At 44.9% G+C, this 26,075-nt stretch carries 20 protein-coding genes; 2 read left to right on the top strand and 18 right to left on the bottom strand.

From position 1 onward, the window contains the following. Nucleotides 1–113 precede the first annotated feature (113 nt). The 12 genes from CSX02_RS05670 to CSX02_RS05615 form a co-directional block, all read right to left on the bottom strand. Nucleotides 114–953 carry an alpha/beta hydrolase gene (locus tag CSX02_RS05670; protein ID WP_031542724.1) on the bottom strand — a complete coding sequence of 280 codons (840 nt, stop codon included), beginning with the start codon at nt 951–953 and terminating at the stop codon, nt 114–116. A 38-nt stretch (nt 954–991) separates the two neighbouring features. Continuing rightward, on the bottom strand, nt 992–1,465 hold the full coding sequence (locus CSX02_RS05665; protein WP_099385951.1) for a KdsC family phosphatase: 474 nt from the start codon (nt 1,463–1,465) through the stop codon (nt 992–994). A 29-nt stretch (nt 1,466–1,494) separates the two neighbouring features. Then, the gene (locus CSX02_RS05660) at nt 1,495–3,075 is read right to left on the bottom strand and encodes a hypothetical protein (protein WP_099385950.1); all 1,581 of its coding nucleotides are present in this window, start codon (nt 3,073–3,075) and stop codon (nt 1,495–1,497) included. Nucleotides 3,076–3,089: 14 nt separating this feature from the next. After that, complete coding sequence (locus tag CSX02_RS13395; protein WP_143248141.1) at nt 3,090–4,268, bottom strand: radical SAM/SPASM domain-containing protein; 1,179 nt, start codon at nt 4,266–4,268, stop codon at nt 3,090–3,092. Next, nucleotides 4,265–5,272: a 6-hydroxymethylpterin diphosphokinase MptE-like protein gene (locus CSX02_RS05650; protein ID WP_099385949.1), complete on the bottom strand. Its 1,008-nt coding sequence runs from the start codon at nt 5,270–5,272 to the stop codon at nt 4,265–4,267. Before CSX02_RS05650 ends, CSX02_RS13395 begins: the two co-directional genes overlap by 4 nt. After that, a complete protein-coding gene (locus CSX02_RS05645) occupies nt 5,265–6,827 on the bottom strand; it encodes a glycosyltransferase (protein WP_099385948.1) in 1,563 nt (520 codons plus the stop codon). Before CSX02_RS05645 ends, CSX02_RS05650 begins: the two co-directional genes overlap by 8 nt. Beyond that, on the bottom strand, nt 6,824–7,597 hold the full coding sequence (gene kdsA, locus CSX02_RS05640; protein ID WP_099385947.1) for a 3-deoxy-8-phosphooctulonate synthase: 774 nt from the start codon (nt 7,595–7,597) through the stop codon (nt 6,824–6,826). Before kdsA ends, CSX02_RS05645 begins: the two co-directional genes overlap by 4 nt. A gap of 35 nt (nt 7,598–7,632) precedes the next feature. Beyond that, complete coding sequence (locus CSX02_RS05635; RefSeq protein WP_099385946.1) at nt 7,633–8,928, bottom strand: RraA family protein; 1,296 nt, start codon at nt 8,926–8,928, stop codon at nt 7,633–7,635. Beyond that, the gene (locus CSX02_RS05630) at nt 8,925–9,902 is read right to left on the bottom strand and encodes a KpsF/GutQ family sugar-phosphate isomerase (protein ID WP_099385945.1); all 978 of its coding nucleotides are present in this window, start codon (nt 9,900–9,902) and stop codon (nt 8,925–8,927) included. The genes CSX02_RS05635 and CSX02_RS05630 overlap by 4 nt, the downstream gene beginning before the upstream one ends. Before the next feature lie 5 nt (nt 9,903–9,907). After that, entirely contained in the window at nt 9,908–10,981 is a 1,074-nt protein-coding gene (locus CSX02_RS05625) for an NHL repeat-containing protein (protein WP_099385944.1), read from the bottom strand. Between the two features lie 166 nt (nt 10,982–11,147). Next, entirely contained in the window at nt 11,148–12,629 is a 1,482-nt protein-coding gene (gene galT / locus CSX02_RS05620; protein WP_099385943.1) for a UDP-glucose--hexose-1-phosphate uridylyltransferase, read from the bottom strand. A 10-nt stretch (nt 12,630–12,639) separates the two neighbouring features. Then, the gene (locus CSX02_RS05615) at nt 12,640–13,917 is read right to left on the bottom strand and encodes a galactokinase (RefSeq protein WP_099385942.1); all 1,278 of its coding nucleotides are present in this window, start codon (nt 13,915–13,917) and stop codon (nt 12,640–12,642) included. Between the two features lie 137 nt (nt 13,918–14,054). On the opposite strand from CSX02_RS05615, the gene CSX02_RS05610 reads away from it, so the two are divergent. After that, on the top strand, nt 14,055–14,930 hold the full coding sequence (locus CSX02_RS05610) for an AraC family transcriptional regulator (protein WP_189281374.1): 876 nt from the start codon (nt 14,055–14,057) through the stop codon (nt 14,928–14,930). A gap of 572 nt (nt 14,931–15,502) precedes the next feature. Here CSX02_RS05610 and CSX02_RS05605 read toward each other — a convergent pair. Continuing rightward, the gene (locus CSX02_RS05605; protein ID WP_099385941.1) at nt 15,503–16,513 is read right to left on the bottom strand and encodes an HD domain-containing phosphohydrolase; all 1,011 of its coding nucleotides are present in this window, start codon (nt 16,511–16,513) and stop codon (nt 15,503–15,505) included. Between the two features lie 53 nt (nt 16,514–16,566). Between CSX02_RS05605 and CSX02_RS05600 the strand changes: the two genes are divergently transcribed. Next, entirely contained in the window at nt 16,567–17,148 is a 582-nt protein-coding gene (locus tag CSX02_RS05600) for a hypothetical protein (protein ID WP_099385940.1), read from the top strand. 5 nt (nt 17,149–17,153) lie between these two features. On the opposite strand, the gene CSX02_RS05595 is transcribed toward CSX02_RS05600, so the two are convergent. The 5 genes from CSX02_RS05595 to CSX02_RS05575 form a co-directional block, all read right to left on the bottom strand. Then, nucleotides 17,154–18,458, bottom strand: coding sequence for an ABC transporter substrate-binding protein (locus CSX02_RS05595; RefSeq protein ID WP_099385939.1), 1,305 nt, complete (start codon nt 18,456–18,458; stop codon nt 17,154–17,156). Between the two features lie 17 nt (nt 18,459–18,475). Then, a complete protein-coding gene (locus tag CSX02_RS05590; protein WP_242970423.1) occupies nt 18,476–20,920 on the bottom strand; it encodes a response regulator in 2,445 nt (814 codons plus the stop codon). 132 nt (nt 20,921–21,052) lie between these two features. Beyond that, on the bottom strand, nt 21,053–21,949 hold the full coding sequence (locus CSX02_RS05585) for a ThuA domain-containing protein (RefSeq protein WP_189281372.1): 897 nt from the start codon (nt 21,947–21,949) through the stop codon (nt 21,053–21,055). A gap of 12 nt (nt 21,950–21,961) precedes the next feature. Continuing rightward, nucleotides 21,962–22,888, bottom strand: a complete 927-nt coding sequence (locus CSX02_RS05580) for a flavodoxin family protein (RefSeq protein WP_189281370.1) — start codon at nt 22,886–22,888, stop codon at nt 21,962–21,964. A gap of 302 nt (nt 22,889–23,190) precedes the next feature. Continuing rightward, a complete protein-coding gene (locus CSX02_RS05575) occupies nt 23,191–25,596 on the bottom strand; it encodes a glycoside hydrolase family 3 protein (protein ID WP_099385936.1) in 2,406 nt (801 codons plus the stop codon). Nucleotides 25,597–26,075 lie beyond the last annotated feature (479 nt).

Below are 26,075 nucleotides of genomic sequence, written 5' to 3'. Positions count from 1 at the left end.
TGCAGAGCAATAGGGGGGGACAGAACGTGAGTGGGTGGGGGGAACGAATGGGGGGAACGAAAAAGGACCTGGGCGGGCGTACGCCCGGACAGGTCCTGTGGTGTCTTGGTATGTTATTTGGATTTGATGTTTCCGCTGTTCATGCCGAGGCCTGCATGCTCGGTCGGCAGCCATCCGTAGATTGCTTTTTTGATGTAGTCGTCCCAGAAGTCCCACTCATGTGAGCCCGGTCCTTCTTCGTAGGTGACATCCACACCGCTCTCCTGCAAAAAGGCATGCATGTCGCGGTTGTTCGGCAACAACGTATCATTCGTGCCGCATGCCATATAGATTTTTGGAATGGCTTTGCCTTCTTTTTGGAGCTGCTTCACGAGCCACTTCGGATTCTTGTCACTTTCTATGACTTCATCCAGATTTCCGAAAATCGATTCGGCAAAATTTCTGCGCTCCATAAATGCAGGACTGTCATTGGTGCGCTCCGGCAGTTCGTCCACAAACAATGCGCCCGAAAGGCTGACGATATAACCGAATGTGTCCGCATATTTCAATCCGTTTCTCATGGCACCGTATCCGCCCATGGACAGTCCGCCGATGAAGGTATCTTCCCGCTTGTGAGAGAGTGGGAACATTTTGCGCGTGAGTGCAACCAGTTCCTCTCCGATAAATACGCCATACTGATTGTATCCGGATGGCTGGTCCACATAAAAGGCATTGTCGCCGCTTGGCATTACCACAACCAAATCATTCTCATCCGCATATCGCTGGATGCGTGTGCCGTTGACCCAGTCCACACTGCTGCCCAAAAGTCCGTGCAGCAGATATAATGTCTTATAAGGCTTCTCCTCTCTCTCCGGCATTCCCGGAAAACGAAGCTTGTCCACCGGCAATATCACATTGACCTGCACGGTGCGCATCAACGCCTCCGACATCAAATTCACTTGTAAAAAGGCCATTTTTACCCCTCCTGATTTCTATTCTTTTTTAAATACAACTATTCAACTGCGTTTTGTTCCAGAAGCTGTTCCAGCAATTCCCGCACTGCGCCATTTCCGCCTTCTTTCGACGCGGTGATTGCAATATCACGCACTTCCCGGCACGCATTTGCCGGGCAGGCAGCCCACGCCACCATTCGCATGGCTTCCAGATCATTCAAATCATCTCCGATGTAACCGCAGCAGTCTTCCGTGATTGCATTCTGCAAGAGGAATTCTTTGATAAATTCTTTTTTGTCGGCGATGCCCTGATAGACGTCCGTAATGCCAAGTTCACTCATCCGTCTGGTTACGATTTCACTTTTTCTTCCGGTGATTACGACAAAGCGATAGCCCATCTGAGCCATTTTTGCTAATATCAGCCCATCATGAACATGAAATGCTTTCATCTCATTTCCGGATGCATCATAATACACTTTTCCGTCTGTCAAGGTGCCGTCGACATCCAAAAAGATCGTCTTGATTTTTTTCATTCTTTTTTATTCTTTCTTCCGTTTCTTACTTATAGCTGACTTAATAAAGCCAGTGCCTTTGCATGATTGTTTGGCATATCCGAAATCTCGAGGTTATAGGTTCTCTCTCCCGAGATTTTGCAATAGGCCTCCAAATGTTCCTTTGCAAGCCTGTGGTCGGATTCCTCCGGGTCTTCTAAAGCAATGAATGCACGATAGAGGTGATATGCCCCGAGGTCTTTCAATGGGAATTGTCTAATCGCATCAAATTGTCCCGTCAAATAATATGCATTTAACAGAATGCCTGCGTCTATTCGATCTTTTAACATGATATCGGCATTCTTTATGATGCACAAATCCCTTAATGCCGTCTGGTTTTGTAAAAAGAGTCCAAAATTTTTTTCATATTTCTCTACCGATTCCAAAATGCATGAGATATCGAGTTTTGATTTCACATGAAAATCTATCAGAATCAATGATTTCAGCAATATATAATCATGGCATCTCTTTTGGATAACAGTTTCCCAGGTCATTTCCGGATCCTGTACATAAACATTTTTGTATTCCCGATATACACTGTCTGTCATATGCGGGAAAGTGCCTTTTGCATAATAATTGCTCCAGAGGTATTTACAGACTTCTACGATTTTGTCGGATACATGATCTTTTTCTTCCAACAAAAAATCCAGGTAGCTGCCCTCCGCTTTCGCGCCGTTCGGCAGTCGTTTATGTACCTGTCTGTAGTCTGTCAGAGCACCCGATGCAACCATATTCTCGCGATTTCTGAGATATGTTTTCATCCGAATGTCATATACATCTTCCGATGGCAGATTCTCTAGTATGATCAGCCCTTTTCCTGCCACCACAGCTCCGACAAATGCTGTGGTATACAGACAAATCATCACGGAGCACCGATCGATTAAGGTCCGCAAATCCTCATGCTTATTTAACATTTTCAAATTCTTCGGGATTTTGCCATCCGCAACTTTTCGAATCACATCATAGAGATGAATATCATTACGGTGTGTGATAATATGATCCTCCGGCAAAAATCGTGGTTTGATCTCCAGCTCGTAATCCGGATAGGTTTCACAGATATCCAGCAACGTCTTTGCCAGCGCTTTTTTCCCCTCGAGCGAAAAAGGAAAATGACCGCTGTCTACAAAGAGGAATCTCTTTTCTTCTGTCCGGTTATTGACTGTTTGCGAAACGCGCTCCTGCTCATCATACTTCGGTTCCCCGATTCCGAGATACGGGTAGTTTAGATATTCGTCATAGTCCGAGGCAACCGTTGCCTGCGACGGAGCAAAACACAAATCGCCGCCCCAATTGATTTGCCGATTCATCAAATAATTGTGCGTAAAAATCGGTTTATGTGCCCGAAATACAATTTCGGGAAGATGAATGCTCGCCAATGTGGAACAAAAAATAATGTCACACCACTCTATGGCTGCTTCATCAATTTCATGAATCGGATAGCGCGGTATCAAATCCGAAAAAGCCTGCAGAACCTGCGGGTCATAGTAGGTTGCATACACTCTCACAAAATCATTTTGTTGTAAAAAAGCATTTGCAATTCTGGCCAACGAGGCATTTGCCGCATCTTTTTCAGATATCATCAGTATCTTCATGTTTACACCATCTTTTATCTTACTCTTGAAGATGTGCATTTTCTGCACAAAATGTCACTCATCTGCGCATTCATACCGCTGATCAAATCCTGATACGGTTGCATATGAATGATCTCGTCATAAGTATGATCGATTAAATTGCCCATTACATGTTTCAAGCCGAAGTCCATACAACACAGGGTAACGCTGCCATCCGGTAGCAATACCCAATGATTCAGATATTCGGTTCGAGTACAATAAATCGGTCCCTTCTTCATTCCGCTTGACCGTAGAGAACTATCATCCAGATTACCGGCGCGGTCAATCAGTGCAGACTCTACGACAATGCGCTCGTTCGCAAGCGAAAGGAATTCTTCCGATGGCTCGCTCTGGCAGTTCGCCGAGTCGATAAACGGATCCCCGTTTGGCCGCTTATGATCTAGTGCGTCATTTAAAATCTTTGCATATTCATCCGTAATCGTAATGTTCGCATAATGGTTTTTATCCGGTGTATGCAGCACGACCTGTTTGAATGGGATATCTTTGATTTTCAAATAATCCTCATAACTTAAGTCCATAAAAGTCGTATATAATTCGATCTCAAATCCCTGTTCATGCGCATACAAAATCATATCCACGCCCTGCGGATGGAAAAACGGCTCCACGAATCCGGCAAAACAAATAATCGTATCCTTAGAGACATGAGAAAGACAAGTCTTGTAATCCTCAAGCGTCATTAATCCTCTGCGCTCTTTGTCATCTTTGTAATATGCATTCAAAAAATTGCTTTGCGGACAATATTTGCAATTGATTTTGCAGCCCACTTTTGCGGTGATTTCAAGCTTTTGTCTGGTTCTGCACAATTCCCAGTATTCTTTCCCCAGGACAAAAATGTGTTTTGCCTTCGCAGCTTTTAGAGTTGACACAATCTCATTTCGGTATTCCATACCGGTTCCAACCCAAAAAGCGCCTGTAGAAAATGCGTCTGCATCCAATTCACTGATTGCGCAAACCGGGATATCCTCTACCGCAGCAGGATTATTGTTGCGCTCGGAAACGACCATGTTCTTTACGGAAATCTCAAAATAACGCAACAGGTTCAATAGTTTTTTTGCTTCTTTTCCTGCGCCGTATATATACACATCATGGAATGATGACATCGCCTCGGCGACATGTGTTCGATTGATTTCATTTACATTATTTACATCACTCATTTTGTTTCTCCCTGTAAAAACTCATCCATATCCACGCGCTCAAAGACTTCCAGGCAACCGCCTCTTGTTGCATTAAAGATTTCAATCCCATGCTGCTTTGCAAAATGGTCAGCAGACTCAAATGCACGCAATGCATACTCTCGTGGGGTAATCAGGACCGTCTCTCCTTCTTCGATATAATCTTTGCAGAAATGATCTTTCCCGTTTTTGTCATATCCAGTCTGGTCTGCATACGAAAAATCCACTCCCAGCAAATACATTTTCTTGAATCCCATATAATATGCCAATTGCGCCATGGCATAAATGACGGTTCTGCCCTCTACAATATATTCACCCGGGTCAGTGGAAAAATCATAATAATCGTCGGTCCCACTCACATCTTTCATACAAAATAGATGTGCATCATTCTTACAAATGGTGCGATAAAAATTCTGTAAAGACTTGTCCCGATAATAGGCGAAAAATCTATGCTCTAACTGCAGATTGCTAATATCCTCCTGATAGAAATTCATAATTCTTCGATCTGTGACAACATAGTAATCAGGACGCCACCGGGTCTGATCAAACAGCTTAAATATTTTGTTTGGTGCAAATACCGTAATATGCTTCGCCTGCAGTTTTTCCAGATCATCGACTGTCAGACTAGGGCCACTTCCGACCAGAAAGCAGCTTTCCCCTTCATGGATATTGTGGTATTTCTCCATCGCCCGCGCACCGTTTTGGCTCAAAAAGTATTCCTCAATGCTTCTCCAATATGTCAGATGATGCTCATCCAGAATTTTGGCAATTTCAGATTTGACAGGCTCATTGACCGTGATGATAATGTCGCCGCAATCCGGAGTGCAGAACAGTTCCTCATATGATTTGACAGGTACATTTTCGACTCCGCTTTTCTGCAAGTCAACATTGCGATCCACGAAATAATCAATTTTTTCGCGTCCCAATAAATACAAATATTCTTTTCCGTTTGCCCCTGCTCCACAGAGAATCAATTTTCTATTCATCGCATTTCTCCGCTATCATTTTCCCTATTTCTGAATAAACCAATTCGTTTAAATGCCACGGATAACATCCATATCGGAACTCACGGTCGGTATAATATTCTTCCATTTCCTCGACCGAAATAGTTATGATTTCCGGAATTGCCGCCTCTACGGAATCATATAATTGATTCAGCAGATGATTGATTTCCCGAATCTCATCGATTTCATCAAAATATTCCCTGTGCTCTTCATCGCCATATTGTTCCGCCAACAGCATGCGCACCATGATTATCTTTTTATCCCCTGCAAGGGACTTTAATTTCTGATAAAAGATGTCAAAGTCTCTGCTGAAATCCTGCAGTCTTTCTGACAAACGCTTTCGGCATGCAGGCATCATCTCAGGAGATTCCAGATAAGCATCGCTAAGTGTGAAACAGGTTTCTCCATCATAAGCAACATCAAAACGCTCATCCATCAAATCAAAAATAAATAGTGAGATATCATCACAATCAGCAGGATTTACATTCATAAACTGTTTTGTGCAATCAGAAATCACATTTTCTTTGCGCAATTTTGTAACTCTCTCAATTCGACAGTCGCGTAACTGCGTATTCACTGATCCCACTATACTTTCCACCGTTGTTGCCATAAATCGATAATCAATTTGACAACCCCTGACATATTTGATGGCGCGATAAAGATTATAGCTTCCCACCATAAAAAAGTTCACAAACATGTCGCTGCCCTTTTTCCCGAGGAATTGGTTGATACAGACTTCACATCGCTTGTAAATGAGTGGAATCATCGTTTCAAACTTCGTTTTGTCAGCCAGGTAGCGCAATTTTAAAAATGTGTGAATTTCTTCCCTTGCCTGTTCCAAAATACCTTTTCTTTGAAACAGGTCGCACAGATAATACAATGATTTCTGACGATCTTCAAAGTATGCAATATTATTAACCGTGCTGTTTGGATTTTGATAATAATAATATCCTATTCCTCGGACATATTCTATTTTGTCTGCAATATATAAATAATAAGGAACCGTCGCCAAATCCTCAAATTTCATCCTCGGCTGTTCCACAAAATTATCCCGAAAAAAATCTGCACGAAATAACTTTGCAGGGTATGTTGGCATGATATATCCCAAGCGACTTCCTTCTCTCGGCCTTTGCGAAATCGGAATCTTTAGATTATCTTCATGCAGTTCAAACATATCCGATAAGACAATCTGTGCACCACTCTCTTTTGCTTTTTTTAATAAACCTTCAAGATAGTTTTCCGAAACCAGATCATCCGCATCGATAAAGCATAGATAATCTCCCTTTGCTTTTTTTACAGCCAGATTACGTGCTACCCCCTGCCCTGCATTTTCCTGATAATAATATTGATATCTCGGATCCCCATAACATTGATCAAGGAACACCTGCGCCGTTTGATCTGTAGATCCGTCATCCACCAAAATCAACTCAAAATTTTGAAATGTTTGATTTTTGATACTGTCAAGTGTTTTTGTCAGGGTTTCCTCTGCGTTATAAGCAGGAATTATAATACTGATATCCGGTTTCATAACTGTCATCCTTTTATTTTCTTGATTTCAACCAGCTGACGCAATAATGCTTCTACATCATCCAGTGCAATTGAGTTTGAGCCGTCCGATAATGCCTGAGGCGGATTCGGATGCGCTTCCATGAATATTCCATCTGCGCCTGCTGCAACTGCAGCCATTGCTAAAGTTGGAACATATTCGCGATTTCCGCCGGTGGACTTGCCATTTCCACCCGGTTTCTGCACACTGTGGGTTGCATCAAAGACAACCGGATATCCAAATTTTTGCATCTCCGGAATCGAAGTCATATCAACCACCAGATTATTGTATCCAAAGCAACTGCCGCGTTCACAGAGCATAATATTTTTATTGCCTGTAGATTCAATCTTGCGAACGACATTTCCCATATCCCACGGTGCAAGAAACTGGCCCTTTTTCACATTGATGATTTTGCCGGTCTTGCCTGCTGCCACCAGCAAATCTGTCTGGCGACACAGATATGCCGGAATCTGAATAATGTCAGCCACTTCAGCCGTTTGCTCCGCCTGCCATGGTTCGTGAATATCTGTGCAGATTTTCACCCCGAATTCATTTTTTACCGCCTTTAGGATGCGAAGGCCTTCCTCCAATCCCGGTCCGCGGAAGGAATCAATGGAGGTACGATTGGCCTTGTCAAATGATGCCTTAAAATAATAATCCATTCCGAGGCGCTCTGTGATTTCTTTCAACTGTTTGGCACACCGGAAAACCAGTTCTTCGCTTTCGATTACACATGGTCCGCTAATTAAAAATAAACTCATTCTCTATCTTTCCCTTCGATTTCGTCAAGATTTCGTTAAAACTCACCTTCGGTTTCATAAATAGAAAGCGCATTCTCTTCACCAAAAATCTTTTTGATGATGCTTCCTTCCTTTTCCTTTGTCTCGATTGCCTTTGCAATCACTTCTTTTTCGATTGCATGCGGGATACAAACCACCCCACATTGATCCGCAAAGATCAAATCTCCCGGATTGATCGAAACCCCGGAAATACAGATCGGTTTTTGATGTGATTCCACGGTCGCATGCCGTTTCACATCCGCACAGCAATATCCCTTTGCAAAAACAGGATAATCCAATTGATTGACTGCCGCGATATCTCTTGTCACACTAGATACAATGGTTCCAATCGCACCGGCTCGAACTGCAAGATTTGCATTGAGTTCGCCGAAATAAGCTCTGTCCTCAACCTCATTCTCCACCACGATGATTTCTCCCGGCGTCATGCGCTCATAGGTTTTGAGACCATCATAAATTCCGTGATAGTCTTCTCCGTCGCGCAGTGCACGGATTTTTAAGGTGTTGGCTCGTCCGAAAATTTTCTTGCCCGGCAGATTCGGCTGCAACCCTCCGATGGTTGCTTCAATTCCCATATCACAGAGAATATCCGAAAAAATTGCGGATTCAAAGAATGTCGCCATCATGCGAAGCTTGGCATTTTCCTTTTCTTTGATTCCTTTCATGATCAGCTCTGCAAGTGCAAATTCATCCGGATAATTCACGTCGATTGTCTCTACCGCATCTCCGGTCAGCATATAGACATTGTCACCGAATCGCATCTTGGTACGATGTGCGACTTCTTTCGGGACAATATACAGTCCCATGGATTCTATGACAGAGTCCGGCAGTGTATTGCTGTTCGGAATGTGATACTTGTCATAGAGCGGCTGTCCGTCTTTCCACATATATTGCTTATCTGTTTTCATCAGGACTGCAGAATCATATTCCGGATGCGTCTGCAAAATCTCGATTCCCTTTTTGATTGTCTCCGGTTTGATAAACGGAGAGGTTCCGAGAATCTGGATATAGATATCCGCATCCACCTGGCGCACCTCGTTGTAAAACATCTGATGTCCATCCGTCTTGTTGTTTGCAAGCGCCGGATCTCTCTTTAACGGGATATATGGCAAATGTGAAGCATAATTTAGTATTTCATCTGATTCAGAATCCAGATAAACTTCATCAATGAAATCGCAATCACATAATTTTTCTAAGGTATGCAGGAACAACGGTTTCCCGTTCAACAATTTTAAATTCTTGCTTTCAATACGTTCACTGGTTCCTTTTGCCGGTAAAAAAGCAACTACTTTCATTTCTTTTCTCCTGTAATTCCGGATTGTACAATATCATGAAAACTCACAATTCCGGTTAATATTTGACTTTCATCTACAAGTGGCAGCACCGATATTTTTCGTTCCTGCATCAGCCGGAAAGCTTCCACCGCCAACATATCCGAATTGACATATGTCGGCTCCTTTGTCATGATTTCTCTTGCGCTCAGCGCGTATATATGCTCATTCTTTTCAAGTGCTCTACGGATATCACCGTCTGTGATCAGACCCTTTAGCTTTCGATTCTCATCCGTAACAGCTACCGCACCTAATCGGTTCTTTGTAATCGTCCAAAGGATTTCTTTCACCGAATCGTTTTCGCCAACGGCGATTTCTGCATATTCCCGGTTTGCCAGATGCTCTACCGTTAACAGCAATTGCTTCCCCAGCGTTCCCTTTGGATGAAACAGTGCAAAATCCTGTTTCTTGAATCCGCGCATTTCCGCCAAAGCAACTGCGATTGCATCGCCAAATGCCATCGTTAAGGTCGTGCTGGTTGTCGGCGCCAGATTATTGACGCATGCTTCCCGTTCGATTGGCAAAACCACGGTCAAATCACAATATTTCTCCAATGTAGAATTCTCATCACAAAAAATACCCAGCATTTGGCAGCCAATCGTCTTGCAGGAATTAACCAGTTGAATGAGTTCATCGGTCTCCCCGCTCTTGCTGATCATAATGACAATGTCTTTGGCCTCAACCATTCCCAAATCACCGTGGGCAGCTTCCGCCGGATGCATAAAAACAGAAGGAGTTCCGAGGCTTGCAAGCGTTGCACTGATTTTGCGCGCCACATGTCCGGATTTTCCCATTCCTGTCAGGATAAGTTTTCCCTGACAGTCTTTGCACATATCTAGAAACTGCAGATGCCGATCTCCTAAAGATTCCTCCAGCGCCTGTATCGCCCGATACTCAATCTGCAGCACTTCTTTCATTCTCTTTTGTTCATCTGGCATCGTTATCACCCTTTCAAATAATCGAGAAAATCTTTTAAGCCAACCTCAGTCGACTCATTGAATACACGCGCATCCCCCAAACATGTCCATGTCTCGATTTTCTGCGCATTCGCGTCATACACTTCAAACATGTTATCTTTGGTAGAAGCTGTCACAAAACGGTCTTTTGCAATTTTCTTTGCAAAAAAATGTGCCGCAAACCAGTTGATTTGCTTTAGCTCATCCACTTCGCCCAAATCTATTTTCGTAAACTTGCCTGTCTGCTTGTCAAACGAATAGCTCCACATTGCCTGATAACTTGGTATCACTAATGTCTGCCCCATATCCACCATAAAAAGATACGGATATTCATACTTCTTGTCGGCTTGTATCATGTCAGGTTCAAAAACCTGCGTATTCCTGCCTTTCAAATTGGTCTTAGCCACAGTTCCGCAGCCTGCCAAAAGCAGCCAGAGACAATCCTCTTCTTCACAATATTTTGCATCCACAATTCCAGTTGAAATCCCTTCGATCATTATTTTTTCGCATTCAAAGGTCTCCACATCGATGCTGATCAAAGCGCTTTCCCGTCCCAGCGGCATAAAGATATGGCCATTCGCAAAGAAACTGCCCTTCTTCACCAAAGGCGCGTTTCCTTTTGCATCCTTATTGATCAAATCCATCCAACCATCAAATGCTTTCACTTCATGGTTTTGGGGATTCATTACAAGTAAATTCCGTGCGCGCGCAGGGATAAAATAGATCATTCCATTCCATTCATGCGCATCAAAATATTTACTTTTGGCATCTGAATCACAGGAAGAAACAGGAATCGTAAGAAAACTATTTGTTTTTAAATTGTACACCGAAATATTATTTCCGTTGACCGGTGCAAAATAGATTTCATTTTCATAAAGAACCGAAGCACCATGCAAATGACGCGTATTCTCTTCACCGGGAAAAACGCCCAAACATGTTGTCGTCCCTTTATTTCGATTATAAACATATAATCCATTCGCTTTCATCGCACTGAAATAAACATCGGTATCGCCTACAATATCATGCGCCAATATGCGTCTGTCAAAAAATTTTTGTGTCATATTTTCTTTCCTTTTTGCCTAGCATTTATATTATACATTTCATGCCTGTTTCTCTCAAGCAAAGCGCATTTTCTCCTATCAATATATATCGGCATTATGTGTCTTTTGATGAATGGTAACTGCAAATAAAAAAGCAGCAAGATTGCTCCTGCTGCCAATTTATGATTTATAGTGATGCTATAAATCGGTCAAATCCTTTTTGTCCATCTTCAGTTCTCTTATATACGCCTGCGCATTCAAGCACTTTTACAAACACCTTGCTGATTTCCTGCTGAACGATTGCATGGATATTTGTTTCATTGATCTCATAGTTTTGAATCCACTCATCCACCCAGTCCGCGTGTTTTTCAAGTGTCTCATTGCTGCGAAGATCCTTATGATTCAAAATATATTCCTCGAGTTCGGCCATCTCTTTTTTCAATCTTGCAGGTAAAACCGCCAGTCCCATCACCTCAATCAGTCCGATATTCTCTTTTTTGATATGATGCAAATCGGCTGACGGATGGTATACGCCCCAAGGGCATTCCGGAGTTGTAATATTATTTCTCAATACCAGGTCCAGTTCATACATGTCCTCGTGCATGCGTGCGATCGGCGTGATGGTGTTGTGCGGCACACCATCTGTCTCGCTAAAGACGAATGATTCCTCGTCTGTATATCCTCTCCAGCTCGAAAGAATATGGTCAGCGGCTGCCGTCATTCTGTCAATATCTTTGCCGCGCAGCCGGATGACAGACATCGGCCACTTCACAATCCCGGCAGTTAAATCCTCGTATCCCGGGAGTGTAAAGACTCTGTCATAAGGGGCTTTTGCCATTGCAAAGACATATCCGCCGCCCTGGAAATGGTCATGGCTCAAAATCGATCCGCCGACGATTGGCAGATCCGCATTGGACCCTGCGGTATAATGCGGAAACAGCTTCACGAATTCAAGAATCTTTTTGAATACTGCCCTGTCAATTTTCATCGGCGTGTGCTGCCTGTTAAAAATAATGCAGTGCTCATTGTAATATACATATGGCGAATACTGCAGGAAGTACTCCTGTCCGTCAAGCGTAATCGGAATCACTCTGTGATTCTGTCTGGCAGGATGTGAAAAATGGCCGGCATAGCCTTCATTTTCCACGCAGAGCAGACAGCTTGGATATCCTGATTTCTTCGCCTGTCCGGCCTTTGCGATATCCCTTGGATCTTTCTCCGGCTTAGAAAGGTTGATGGTGATATCGATTGGTCCATATTCTGTCTCCGTCACCCATTTTTCATCTTTTGCGATGCGTTCGGTGCGGATGTAATTGGTCGCCTTACTGAACTGATAATAGTAGTCTGTCGCCGCTTTGCTGCTCTGCGCATAGTGTTCACGGAAATTCTTTCTGACCACAGACGGCGGCGGCGTCAACAGTCCCATAATCTTTGTATCAAACAGGTCTGTCGCTGTCACCGTATTATCCTCGATGATTCCGTTTTCATATGCATATTTGCACATATCCCGAAGGATTTCCGCCAGGTCCCTTTCCTCGACTTGTTCCTCGGTAAATTCCATCAGGCCAAATAATTCCAGCAATCGGTTGGTCACATAGATGCGATCATCTTCCTCCACGAGATGCGTGCGGATTCCATATGCCATTAGTTCGTTGATTAATTTGTTCATTGCCTGCCTCCTACATTACCTTGATTCCACCATATTTGCGGATCTTCAGCACGCTGCAGGAACCGTTTCCGAAAATCGCATCCATGCGCTTCTGATAGTCTGCGACCACCTCATTTTTTACAAACGCCTGAATGGTTCCTGCGAATCCGCCTCCGTGCACTCTGCAAACACCGTTGTCTCCCAGAAAATCCTCGCTGAATGCAAGGGCAACTGAGATATTCTGGTTTGTCACATCCGAATTGGAATAAACATTCTGCAGATATTTGTATGAAGAATTACCGGAAGCCGCAACATTCTTTAAGAATGTATCGATGTCCTCCGCGGAAAGTGCGCGAACTTCTTTTTGTACACGTTCATTCTCTCTGATGAAATGAAGCGCACGCAGAACGGCTCTGTCGCCAAGCTGTTCCCGCAATTCCGCTACTTTCGCAAGGATATCTTCTACCGTAAGTCCCAAAAGATATTCCTGTCCAAAGAATGCGGCAACCTGTTTCATCTCGCTCGGTACCGCAGCATAATCTGCCGTCAGATCCGCGTGTGATCCCTTCGTATCCGTAATGCACAGACTGTATCCATGTTTGTTCATATCAAAGGCGACCTGCTCAATGATCGGATTTTGGGTATCCGCAAAATTGATATGCACCAGATTGCCTACGGAGCAGGCAGTCTGATCCATCAGTCCGCAAGGCTTTCCAAAATATTCATTCTCTGCATACTGACCAATCATGGCGATGGTAACAGGATCCACCTTCATCTCGTTGAAAAGGCCTGAGATGACGGTTCCAATCAAAGTTTCAAATGCCGCGGAAGAGGATAATCCCGCACCGATCAAAACATCGCTGGTAACATATGCCTGGAATCCACCAATCTGGTATCCACAGGATTGCATCTTGTACAACACACCCTTAATCAGACTGCATGTGCTTTCTTTTTCACGCTCGTCATATTCGAGATGATTCAGATCAACGGTGATCATCTCGTACCCTTCAGAGACAAGTTTTACCACTGCTTCACCAAGCGGTTTTACCACTGCAATTGCGTCAAGATTGATAGAAGCAGCAAGCACCTCTCCGTGCTGGTGGTCCGTATGATTGCCTCCAACCTCGCTTCTTCCCGGCGCACTGTAAATTTCGACCTCATCCTCGCCAAAGATCGTCTCATACTGTTTCAGTGCCTCGATATATCTTTGCTTTTGATATGCGACTTTGTTTTCATCAACATAGATGTCTAAAATACGCTCGTCACACGCACCGCTTTCGATTTTTGCTATGAATTCGTTTGTCTTCATAAATCTGCTTCCTCTCTGTTTGCCGATCTGTTTTATGAACAATCTTGTTCTCTATAGTTCCATTATACCTTTACATTCTCATAGTTCTATGAAATAATTGATACAGAATATGCACAAAATGAGACAAGGAGTGTTTTATGTATATCAACAGCGCCTACATCAAAGATCCAACCATCCATGACCTGACGAAACTGAGCGACCGCGACAGGAACAATCCGCTTTCCATTCGCAGCTGTGGGAATTATAAACTGCTCACCAAAAAAATCATGCCTACCTACAGGCCAAAGGGGCGCCTGGATTATCAGTTGATTTATATTGCTTCCGGGATTGCGCATTTCTATTTTTCCGAAAAGGATTCTGAAACTATCATCAATGCCGGGACATTTGTATTATTTCGTCCGGGGGATTTTCAAAGATATATTTATTACAATTCAGACCATACAGAAGTGTTCTGGATCCATTTTTCCGGATATGATGCAGAAAATATATTAAGCCACCTCGGTTTTGCTGCGGACACGCAGATCATTACCACAGGAACGAAATTATTATATTCTGAGCTTTTCAAAAATATCATATCCGAAATCCAGCACCAGTCGGTGGGATATGAGCAGATGATTGATGCATATTTCTATCAGCTGCTGATCAACATGTCACGCGATATGACGCAGGCCGAAACAAGCGAAGACAATTATGTCCATAAAGAAATCGAATTGGCGCAGCAATATTTCAGCACGCATTACGCAGAGGATATCAACATCGAAGCCTATGCTTCCTCACGGGGTATGAGCATCAGCTGGTTTATCCGCAATTTCAAAGCACATACCAACAATACGCCTCTGCAATATATTCTGAATCTTCGCATCTCCAATGCACAGATTCTGCTGGAGTCTTCCAACTATACCATCAAGGAAATCAGCCATATCGTGGGCTACGACAACCAGCTGTACTTCAGCCGCCTGTTCGCCAAACAAAAAGGAATCTCTCCCCGCAAATACCGCGAGCTGCTCGGATAACTCCTCGCCCTTTGCACCACCCTCGCCCTCTGCAAGCCTCGCCCTCTGCGCCAGCCCCTTATCCACCCCCTCCTCACACACGGCTTTCAAAGGCAAGATTCTCAGCAAAGCCGCGCGTTGCTTCTTTGATTGAGACTGTTCTTTCAACTATTTGCATTTCTTCTGCACAGTCTTTTCTTCGCAAACACGATGAAGGCTATCATTTTTCTTTCCTGTACATCTGGGTCGACGTGGGAACACTGTACATTTGCTAAGTAAAACAACGAAGCCGCTTTTGAGCGCTCGCTACCGCCTCAGAGCGTCCGTCCGGGACGCCATCGGCTCTCGCCGCCGTCCATGGCGGCTCGTATCGAGCGCTTCGCAAAAGCGGCTTCTGTTTTACTAAGCGCATTCCCAATGATGTTCCCCCTGTCAACCCATATGCGACAGGAAAGGAATCAGGATAATCGGGTGTTTGCGATGAAAAGACAGTTTGTCGAAATGCAAAATCGGTGAAAGGACAGTCTCTTGAAGCGACGCGTATGCCTTTGGAGAATCTAAGCCTTTCGCCTATCGTGTGAGGAGGGGGTGGATTACGAATCTTTCATTTTGTATTCCTTGTCGTCGTCAATCATAGACAGCATAATATCCGCAAATTTCGGATCAAACTGGGTTCCTTTTCCTTTTTCGATTTCCTCCCGCACCTTTTCCTGCGGGAGCACACCGCGGTAGCTTCTGTTGCTGGTCATGGCATCATAGGCATCCGCCACTGCAATGATTCTGACCTCTTCCGGAATATCCTCCCCCGCAATGCCCTCCGGATATCCTTTCCCGTCATATCGTTCATGATGTCCGCGCGCACCTGCTGCAAGCTCCGGCATCTCTCTGATATTGCTCAAAATTTTGTCCCCGATTCCCGGATGCATTTTGATGCGGGCAAACTCTTCATCGGTAAGCCGGCCCGGCTTGTTGATGACATCATTCGGCACACCGATTTTACCGACATCGTGAAGGAGTCCCATCATAAAGATTTTTTCCTGTCGTTTCTCACTGTAGCCGTATCGCGCCGCAATTTCTTTTGAATAGGCTGCCACCCTTCCGGAATGGCCCTTTGTATATTTGTCCTTTGCATCGATTGCATCCGCAAGGCTCTCCACGACATGCAAAAACAGCATCTCGTTTTCCTTCGTCTTCTCATTTACCATGCTTTCGAGATTGCGATGCAACATAAGCAGTTCGACAGCATGGCGCACCCGCAATACGAGAACACTCGGCACAAACGGCTTTCGGATGAAATCCATGGCTCCCAATGAAAGGCCGATGGTCTCCGCATCTTCGTCTTCATTCGCCGTCAAAAAGATCACAGGCGTATCTCTCCATTCGGCATTGCTCTTCTGTAGCTTTCGAACGACCTCAAAACCATCCATCTCCGGCATATTGATATCCATCAAAATCAGATCCGGCGCAGAATGGTCCTTCAGATATTCCAAAAGAGCCTTCCCTGATTTCATGACCACTGCCTTGAATCCGGCCTTCGTCAGTGTGCCCCATGCTGTTTTCAAAATGATCGGATCGTCATCCACAATCATAATCTCTGAAATCATTTTTCCCTCCTCAAAGGCCTCTTCGTGATATAATAATCACGGAGGTAGCCTTTATGAATATTAATATTCCCGGCATCGATGCTGAAAAAGCCATCAAAAATTCCGGTTCCGAACAATTGCTTCAATCTCTGCTTGGTGACGTCTGCAATCTGATTGATGAAAAGAGTGCACTTGCAGAAACCTATCTGAGAGAGCAGGATATCGCAAACTATACGATTCTGGTCCATGCTCTGAAAACCACCTGCCGTATGATTGGAGCCACAGACCTCGGCGAAAGTTTCTTTACGCTCGAAAAGCTCGGCAAAGAACAGCAGATTGCGCAAATTGAACAACTCTCTCCGTCGGTTTTCGCCTCATTGCGTTCATTAAAACCATATCTTGAGCCGTTTGCCGCCAAGTCAGATACCGGCTCTGCCGCCTTTGACCGCCAGTCCGTTTCGGAGCTTCTGCATCAATTACTGGAAGCCATCGATGACTTTGATCTTGGCGAAGCGGAAGAAACTGTCGGAAAGCTCCGCTCCTTTACCTATGAACCTGCGCTGGCCGACCGGATGGAATCGCTGGATCGCCTGGTCGCAAATCTTGACTATGAGGAAGCCAAAGCACTCTGCGAGCAAATCCTTGATTGTCTCTAAGGGGCTCAGTCGGTAGGGATCGTTCCGTAGTTTGCCACGGCCTGATTTACCGTCATGTCTCCGTTTGCGATGGCATAGGCTGCTGCCCGAAACTGCTTGACTGCCGTATCGAGAATCTCCGTATCACGAAAACTGATCGTGCGCTCCTTCGGAAAATCTGCCAGAGAAGCATAGACTTCATCCAGCGAATAATCTGTCGCAGAGGTAATCAGTCTCTTGTCCTGTGCCATGATTCCAAGCTGTTCTTCGCTGGTGAGGAATCTGACAAATTCATTCGTCAGATCAAGGTTTGCACTGTTTTTGTTCACACAAAACAGCAGCGAGGTGGAATCCATATAATATCCTCCCTCATCTCCGGAAGGCGCCACATAAAATCCATAAGCAAACGGTTTTGCCACGAATGCATCCGACTTGCTTTCCCGCTTTTTCGTTCCTGAGACAACATCTCCGGAGCAAAGCATCATCGGGACATCCCCCTCAAAGAATCGCATGATCACTGCGTTGTAATCATCCTCAATTTCCGCTGTGCATTTTGCGATATCGATATATCCGCTGTCCACAAACTCTTTTAATCTCTCCAGCGAAGCTCTCATCGCTTCCCCCGCCGAAGCATCCAGATTATTTAAGCGATCCTCGATCTCCCGATCATCCGCTACTGTTTTTGCAAACATCGGATAGGCAAAGGCATATCCGATTCCCGGTGTTGTGGTGGTATTGGCCCCCATGACAGGAGAATCATAGCCTGCCGCCTTCAGTTTGTCGCAGACAGATTTCAGTTCCCCGTAATTCTTTGGCACCTCAAGATGCTCTTTTTCAAAAATATCCTGATTGACAAGCATTCCATAGGAAGTTGAGAACACAGGCAGTGTCAGTATTTTTCCGCCTTCCATCTCCCATCTGAGTCCCGGCCGGATGCAATCCAGATTGATCTCGAGATCTGCATCGGAGAGCTCCTCCGCACTGTCAAAAAGGGCCGCAAATTTTGGATCCTTGTACATCCACGGCTGTACGACATAGATATCCGGCGGTTCCGTGCCTGCCAATGCCGGTTCGATGGTATTTCTGTAATCATCCAGATAGGTATATGTGATTTCCCCGTTTGGATAATAGGTATAAAATCGTTCAAATGTACTTTCGAGAGACTCAAAATTGGAATAGGTTCCCACAACAGACAGCCTGTATTCCGTCTCTGTGTCATATTTTGGTGAAAATGCTTTGCTCTCTTTTTTGTCCTTGCCGCAACCAACAGCGCCCAATCCCAATGCTGCAACAAGATTCACCACAAGAATCAGTCTGATACATTTTCTCATATTCGCGCCTCCTTCTCTCAATCCCTGCCGTCAAAGAATTCGTTCACCTGTGACAGGATTTCTTTTTTGTCGATGTCTTCCAAACAGATTCGTAACATTCCGGCTTCGTCCAATCCGATTGGGAACTCACATGCCTGCTCTGCAACAATCAGCTGTGTCTCATGTTTTTTCAAATAGGCCACGGCCTGTTCCGCCGATTTTGCCACCGCAACCTGATAGTGCTCCGACAGCCATTCTGCCACTTGCTTTACGCGCGCAATGTTGCTGCCCACCAACAAGATCCGGTGCTTTTCGGTCACTTCAGTGATCAGATTCGATGGCAGATATTTCAGGAGCAGCTGCTCGAGTCTGCCGGTATCGATTGGTTTGGTCAGATATTCGTCGAAGCCCGCATCGAGATACATTTCGCGCATTCCGGAAACCGCATTGGCGGTCAGGCAGATGACAGGTGTTCCGCGATTTGGCGTATCCTGACATTCCTTCATTTCCTTTAATGTTTCAATGCCGTCTTTGCCAGGCATCATGTGGTCGAGGAAAATCATGTCATAATGATTTCTCCGGAAGAGTGAGAGACAGGTCTCTCCGCTGTCCGCCGTTTCAATCTGCATCCCGGTCTCATTTAACAGACTTACAAAAACTTTCAGATTGATTTCGGAGTCATCCACCACCAGAATTCTTGCCTCAGGTGCGGTAAACGGTACATGGTATTGCGTTCTTTCGCTTTGGAATTGTTTCGGTTCCCAGTCGACCACCTGCTGTCTTAAATCAAATGAAAATGTGGAACCTTTCCCGTATTCGCTCTCCACCTGAAGCTTACTGTCCATCATATGCAAGAAGCTCTGTGCAATCGCCATTCCCAATCCGGTGCCCTCGATATTGCGGTTTTTCGTTTCTTCGATGCGCTCGAAGGCTACAAATAATTTGTCCAGATCCTCTTTTTTGATTCCGATTCCGGTGTCGCTGACACTGACATGGAGGATTACCTCGTCTGCTTTGCCCTCCGCTTTGTCGGCTGTTACAGAGAATACAATTCCACCCTCTTTGGTATATTTGACCGCGTTGGAAAGAATATTGGTAATCACCTGCTTGATCCGGATTTCGTCTCCGCGCAACATGCCCGGAATCTTTTTGTCTACATCAAGCTGAAATGCAAGTCCTTTTTCCTCCGCTTTGTTCTGAACCATATTCACGAGATCGTTCAAAAGAGTGACCGGTGTATAATCCACTTCGATCAGTTCCATCTTGCCGGCTTCAATCTTTGAAAAATCAAGAATATCATTAATAATTCCAAGAAGGGTATTGCCTGCATTTTGGATCTGCTCGGAGTATTCTTGAATTTTTTTCTCATGACTGTTTCTTCGTATCATTTCATTCATACCGATGATTGCGTTCATCGGAGTTCTGATATCATGAGACATCGTGGAAAGAAAATAGGATTTTGCTTCGTTTGCCTGATTTGCCGCCTCGGCCGCCACAGTGAGCTTTCGATTGAATCCGTGCAGAATAAACAGATTAAAGTACAGCAAAATCAAAAGTCCCACACTCACGATTGCCAGAAGCAGCCAGTCTATGGACCTGTTGACCGTCAGTTCCTTGCTCGAAATATATGCAATCAAATGCCACGCATCCAGGCCGCGCAGCGGCGTATAGGCAATGACACAATCCTCTCCCTTGGAATTTTGTATATGCATGGAACCGATCCCTTCCCGGATGGTATCCACAATCCGGTTGTATTCCTGCGTGGACATGGGATTGTAAGATCTGAAATATTCATAGAAATTGCTGTTTTTGAGCGACTTCCCGTGGATCAGATAATCTCCGTCCCAGTCGATCAGGGAGATTTCCACCTTTTCGTATTCGCCTTTCAAAAAAACCAGCTTCTGCTCCAGGCGGCTCACCGGCACAACACGAATGATCAGCCCATCCCGCAGTTTGTCTGTTTTCCGATCCACGATTTTTACATTGTTCAAAAATGCGATGGACTGCACCCCGTTTAACGGGTTGGTATATGCTCTGGTCAGCTTAATTACACCTTCTACATTGCTGATTTCAAGATTTTCAAAAATATGAATTTGGGAATAGTTAACAGAATAATCCGATGGGTCCGTCGTGCTGGCATTCGTGGAAATGCCTGACATGGATCCATCATCAATATAAATCAAATGACCTGATATCTCAGGAGAAATTTTAGCTTTTCGAATAAAAGAGATTGCTTCGTCGATGGTCATGGGAGTTCCTGCCTCCGCAGACCGGTTGATATAATTGGACCAGATGTCGCACAAATGCTGCTCATCCTTCAGATAATTGGCGATGATCTGCTCTGTCGTAGTTGTCATTTTCTCAAAAGACGCAATTGAAGCACGGTTTGACTCCGTTGCCCTATCGTTGGCGTATTTCACGATAAAGAAAAGAATCAACCCTACTATCAAAATATTAATGATGATAATATAGCTTTTCTTCAATCTGCATCTCCTCATCGACTGTGAAATTATGCGATTGTTCCTAATCCAAGTATACTATCTTTTCCTTAAAATGCAAAGATTCCTTCGCTCCACAATTGTACAAAGAACGCGTTCTAACATTATTCATTCACTTTACCATCCCTTGATTTCGCCCATCTGCGCCCAGGTGATATCGTTATAAAACGGCCATGCATTTTTGCGTCGCTCGTTCTGGATATCCGGATAAGGGATGGTCACCTTTCCGGATGCGGCCCACTCTGTTCCTCTACAGAGCATCGCTGTCATATTCGGCCGGCAAAGCGTGTCCGGTCCATGACAAATCGCACAGACAAATACACGCCCTTTCCCGTAATTATGCACCCAGACAACCGGGACCTCTTCATTGATTCCCGGCAGTTTGGTCATATCCACGCCCTCATAAATGCGGGCAACATGATCCTGCATATTTTTCAAATCATAATCTTCCAGCTTGTCCGTCACCGATGCCAAGACCGTAATATTCGGGTCCACCTGCTTCGCATTCGCGAAGACATCCTCCTGAACCGTCATCCAATGCTCCTGGTTTACCGATACGATTTCGTGCGCGTCGCGGTTCACATTGATGACATATTCAAGCTTTGGATTCTTGCGCACGCCATTCATGGCATCGCCTGCTGCCCCCACCAGACAAAAATCATAACCCACGAGTTTCACATATTCGTCATCATGCACCCGCCCTGTCGGGTTCATGATTGCGGTATGGAAAAGCACACAGCCACCACCGTTTTTCACATATTCATACAATGCCTCTTCAGCGGTCTTCCCCCAATTGACAAACGGATTCTCTATAGATTCTTTGCCGTCGTAATTGATAAATACGGTGTCGTACTTTTCTAAGGTTTCCAGGGTGCATCCCGTGAATTCTTCAGTGACTTTTACCTTGAACCGATCGGTGGATTCCAGCATATAACGGATCATCGGAACCATTAGCGGGCTGTGCTCATCCGTGACAATGCCCGTGATAATTAATACATTTAACTTTTCGGTCACGCCCATTACTCCTTACATTTCATCCTGAAGCGCCGTAAACTTTTCGACATATCGATCAAAGTTTGGATAACGATCCTTTCGTCCCTGCTCTACCTGGTGCTCTAAAACTCCGGTAAATCTCAGGCGGCTTCTGCGGAGTTCTGCATCCGTAAATTCCACTTTCAGCTTGCCGTCTACGATTTTAATCTCTCCGTAAATACCACAGATCGGGCAGCTGACCTTCGTGGATCCGTTTGGATCAATGGTCATCTCGTTGCAGTGGCAGCTCGGACATACGCCCGGCTCGGATTCCCACTTGATCTCAGAAGTTTTCTGATCCATTGCCTCCACCATGTGACGTCCGATTCTCTCAGATTCTGCGAGAAGCATCTCTTTTCGATCCGGCTGGTAGGAGCCATATGCATTTAACTGATCAACAACTTTCATGTTGATGCTCATTCCAAAGAGATTCATTCCCGGAATGCCGTATGATACCCAGTTTGGCGTGGTTGCGCCGCCTACCGAAATATAAGAAACCAGATGTCTCTTCAGACAATCCGGATTCAGTTCCACTCCGCCGGTCTCCTTGCGCAGTTCATTCTCGAATAACATGTATGCCTTATCATGCGCCGGACCGAATCGATGTACGAAATTCATTAACTGTCCGGTTGGCTGAAGTACATATACAGGTGCTGCCACGATGATGGCATCTGCCGCAAGTACCGCATCTGCGAGTGGCTCGTAATCATCTTTTTGGATACAGCTGATCTGTTCCTTTCCGCCCTGAAGCATTCTCGAACATGCGCCGCATCCGATACAATGTGTAATTTTTAATTTTATTGTATCGATCAGTTCAACCTCAGCGCCTTCTGCCTTTGCCGCCTCCAACGCTGCAGTTAAAAACATCTTGCAGTTCCCGTTTACCCTTCCAAAATTAAGCCCCAATACTTTTTTTGCCATGATTTTTCTCCTTCTTCTTGCATGATGCAGAGTCATAGTCTTTTAGTTCAAGTCTCGCTCGCGAGACTTGGCGCGAGATTTGCGTCAGCGTAGCTGACATATTTCATATGCAAATCTCTGCGCATCCTCGCGGAGCGTTTATCTCAGTCGGAGATTGTAATCCCGACTGAGATAAAATCACATTAACAAATATCTGATTTTAATTCCATGCAATTTTTGTCCAGTTTCGTGTTAGAAACTAACCCCTTATGAATTTGGGGCTCATCAGGCAAAGCATTGGGAATCACTTTAGATATTAATGATTAGTCAAACTTCAGGATAGTAGCAAGTATTCTCTTTACATTGGCCTTTAGCTGGTCATGATCCAGAGCTCCCAGCTTGTCAGCTTCGATAAGTCGCTCGTCAAAGCCATTACCCATCTTCAGGTCATTTCCGGCATTGACTTCCTTGTAGTGCTCGCCTCTGGTCCACCAGTCTGTAGTTACCATACCCTTGTAACCCCACTCTCCTTTGAGGATACCTGTGAGGAGGTCGCGGCTCTCAGATGCACGCTGTCCGTTTACTGCATTATACGCACTCATGATGGTATAAGGGTCTGACTCCTTGACTACGATTTCAAATGCCTTGAGATAGATTTCTCTCAATGCTCTCTCAGATACTCTGGAATCGGAGTGCTTTCTGTTGGTCTCCTTGTTATTGCAGCAGAAATGCTTAACAGAAGCGCCTACGTGATTCTCCTGGATTCCATTGACCAGAGCGGCACCCATCTTACCTGCTACAATCGGATCTTCTGAATAATACTCAAAATTTCTTCCGCAAAGAGGACTTCTGTGAATATTAATGGCAGGTGTCAGCCATACTGCCAGGTTATTCTCCTTAAGTTCTTCACCGCCTGCTTTCCCTACTGCATGGAGGATCTCTGTATTCCAGCTGCTTGCCATCAATGTAGCGCAAGGGAAGGCGGTAGTCAGGATACCTGTCTCCGGAGCGATACGCACGCCTGCAGGTCCATCTGCTGTCATAGCAGACGGTACGCCATATTCAGGAAGATTGCCAAAACCAAAGGTATTGGCTACGCCTGTATTAGGCTGTCCACCGGAGAGATGGATCATCTCTTCCACTGTGAGCTGGTCTACAAACTCATCCAGACTGATCTCACCCTCTGCTACCTCGCTAAGAATGTGAACACCCTTCTTAAAAGGAGTGGTCAGACAGAATCTGTCTCTCATCTTTACAACAGGTGTAAGCGCCTCCTCGGTACCCGGCTCCATCTTCTTAATGACACTCTCATTGATATCTCTGTGCTCACCCAAAGGAAGTGCTTCATAGGAACCGTCAGAAAGCATCCTTTCCTTCAGCTCTACAGGAGCGAGCTGGTGACTGAGTTTGGAAGTAATGATATCTTCGCTATTCTCAAAGCTGTATACACTATCTCCCAGACGAAGGCTGTCCTTCGCCAGATAGAAGTCATATCTGCCCTTCTCAAGGACATAGGATGCATCTGCGATCTTGCCCAGATCATCATAAGATGACATCAGATATCTGGATACTGACAGTGTGAGCATCTGACTCTCGCCTGGCTGCAGCTCTCTTGTCTTGGCAAAATCGCCCAGCTCTGCAACAGGCTTGCCAAGTACACCGGCAGGTGCACTGTAATAGAGCTGTACTACTTCCTTACCTGCTCTGTCACCGGTATTGGTCACCTTTACATTGAAGATAAAGCTGCCATCTGCATCGGAAGCTGACAGGAGACTTGTCTCAAAGCTTGTATAGGAAAGTCCGTAGCCAAAGGGATAAATAACCTTGTCCTTTGCCCCCGGTACAGTCATGAAATATCTATATCCTACATAGATATCTTCTGTATAATTTACATAATCAAAGGATTCATGGAAGCCTGCTGTGGAAGGATAATCCTCATGGCTTCCCGCATAAGTATCAACCAGGCGTCCTGAAGGATTGATCATTCCAAGAAGGATCTCAGCAGCTGCATCGCCGCCTTCCATACCACCCTGTCCCATGTAGAGGGCCGCATTTATGCCATCATCATTGAGCCATCTAAGGTCGATGACACCGCCGATATTCAGTACGGCAACGACTCTCCCGAAGCGTTCCTTGACACTCTCGATCATGGTAATCTCTTCTTTGGTCAGATAGAAATCACCGTCAGGGAATATCTGCCCTGCGATCTTTGGCATGCTTGTCTCGCTCTCCCATGGGTTAAACTCATTGTTGCACTCGATACTGCTTCTGTCCCAGCCCTCGCCTGAGAATCTATTGATTACAATAAGCGCTGTATCTGCAAATGCTGCAGCGCCATCGATGAGCTCCTTTGGCAAAGCAGGCTCTGCAGTCATACCCGGACAACGCCCATTCTCATACTGAGTCTTAAGCTCATCCTCATAGAATCTGATCAGAGGCTTGTACAAAAGTGCTCCTCGCGCGGTCAGACCATCAACAAGCGAATGCACATATTTGCAATATACATCACCTGAACCGCCGCCGCCCTTTACATAATCCACTGCTGCCTTACCAAATACTGCAAGGTTTTTCTCTTTACTAAGAGGCAGTATGCCATCATTCTTGAGAAGGACCATTCCTTCCTCCGCAACCTTACGCGACAGAGCAATATGCTCACTGCTACCGGTCACCCTCTTATCCCCATCAAGGGGCAGTGAAGGCTGAAATAATAGTCTAGACCATTTATTCATCTCTTTCTCCTTTATACTCTTTCATTATTCTTTTCGGTCAAAATGCCTTAAACATACTATAGCTCAATAAAAGCTTAAAATGGGTGTCCATTTTTTATTTATGGGTATGTTTTTTTATAAGCAATCACTGTGCTGAGATTCACATTTTCAACGCTCTTAAAATATTGCCCTCTACATATGGATTGGTTTCCTTCAACTTTGCAATCATTTTTTTGTTTCCAGTCTCTTTGATGAAGTCGCTCCATTTCTTTTTGGTTTCTTACTTCCTAAAAAAACAAAAGAGCATAGCCCGCTCCGGTAAGATGAACTTACTCGTTTTTGCTACGCTCTTGTTGCATATGCTAACACTCGCTTACGATAATCGTCAAGCGTTATTTCATCTCAGTCGGATAAGACCCCTTCCTCTAAGCGAAGCGAATGTAGGGGTTATAACAAACTGGTCTCAGTCGGGGTTACAATCTCCGACTGAGATAAACGCT

The organism is Agathobacter ruminis, assembly GCF_002735305.1.
Classification (GTDB): Bacteria; Bacillota; Clostridia; order Lachnospirales; family Lachnospiraceae; genus Roseburia; species Roseburia ruminis.
This window is presented reverse-complemented; position numbering and strand designations above follow the sequence as displayed.

Coding starts and splice junctions, on each gene's coding strand:
- CSX02_RS05615 (WP_099385942.1), bottom strand. CDS start 13,917: ATGAAGACAAACGAATTCATAGCAAAAATCGAAAGCGGTGCGTGTGAC.
- CSX02_RS05670 (WP_031542724.1), bottom strand. CDS start 953: ATGGCCTTTTTACAAGTGAATTTGATGTCGGAGGCGTTGATGCGCACC.
- kdsA (WP_099385947.1), bottom strand. CDS start 7,597: ATGAGTTTATTTTTAATTAGCGGACCATGTGTAATCGAAAGCGAAGAA.
- CSX02_RS05610 (WP_189281374.1), top strand. CDS start 14,055: ATGTATATCAACAGCGCCTACATCAAAGATCCAACCATCCATGACCTG.
- CSX02_RS05635 (WP_099385946.1), bottom strand. CDS start 8,928: ATGAAAGTAGTTGCTTTTTTACCGGCAAAAGGAACCAGTGAACGTATT.
- CSX02_RS05580 (WP_189281370.1), bottom strand. CDS start 22,888: ATGGCAAAAAAAGTATTGGGGCTTAATTTTGGAAGGGTAAACGGGAAC.
- CSX02_RS05600 (WP_099385940.1), top strand. CDS start 16,567: ATGAATATTAATATTCCCGGCATCGATGCTGAAAAAGCCATCAAAAAT.
- CSX02_RS05660 (WP_099385950.1), bottom strand. CDS start 3,075: ATGAAGATACTGATGATATCTGAAAAAGATGCGGCAAATGCCTCGTTG.
- CSX02_RS05595 (WP_099385939.1), bottom strand. CDS start 18,458: ATGAGAAAATGTATCAGACTGATTCTTGTGGTGAATCTTGTTGCAGCA.
- CSX02_RS05605 (WP_099385941.1), bottom strand. CDS start 16,513: ATGATTTCAGAGATTATGATTGTGGATGACGATCCGATCATTTTGAAA.
- CSX02_RS05645 (WP_099385948.1), bottom strand. CDS start 6,827: ATGACAGTTATGAAACCGGATATCAGTATTATAATTCCTGCTTATAAC.
- CSX02_RS05575 (WP_099385936.1), bottom strand. CDS start 25,596: ATGAATAAATGGTCTAGACTATTATTTCAGCCTTCACTGCCCCTTGAT.
- galT (WP_099385943.1), bottom strand. CDS start 12,629: ATGAACAAATTAATCAACGAACTAATGGCATATGGAATCCGCACGCAT.
- CSX02_RS05630 (WP_099385945.1), bottom strand. CDS start 9,902: ATGCCAGATGAACAAAAGAGAATGAAAGAAGTGCTGCAGATTGAGTAT.
- CSX02_RS05650 (WP_099385949.1), bottom strand. CDS start 5,272: ATGAATAGAAAATTGATTCTCTGTGGAGCAGGGGCAAACGGAAAAGAA.
- CSX02_RS05625 (WP_099385944.1), bottom strand. CDS start 10,981: ATGACACAAAAATTTTTTGACAGACGCATATTGGCGCATGATATTGTA.
- CSX02_RS13395 (WP_143248141.1), bottom strand. CDS start 4,268: ATGAGTGATGTAAATAATGTAAATGAAATCAATCGAACACATGTCGCC.
- CSX02_RS05665 (WP_099385951.1), bottom strand. CDS start 1,465: ATGAAAAAAATCAAGACGATCTTTTTGGATGTCGACGGCACCTTGACA.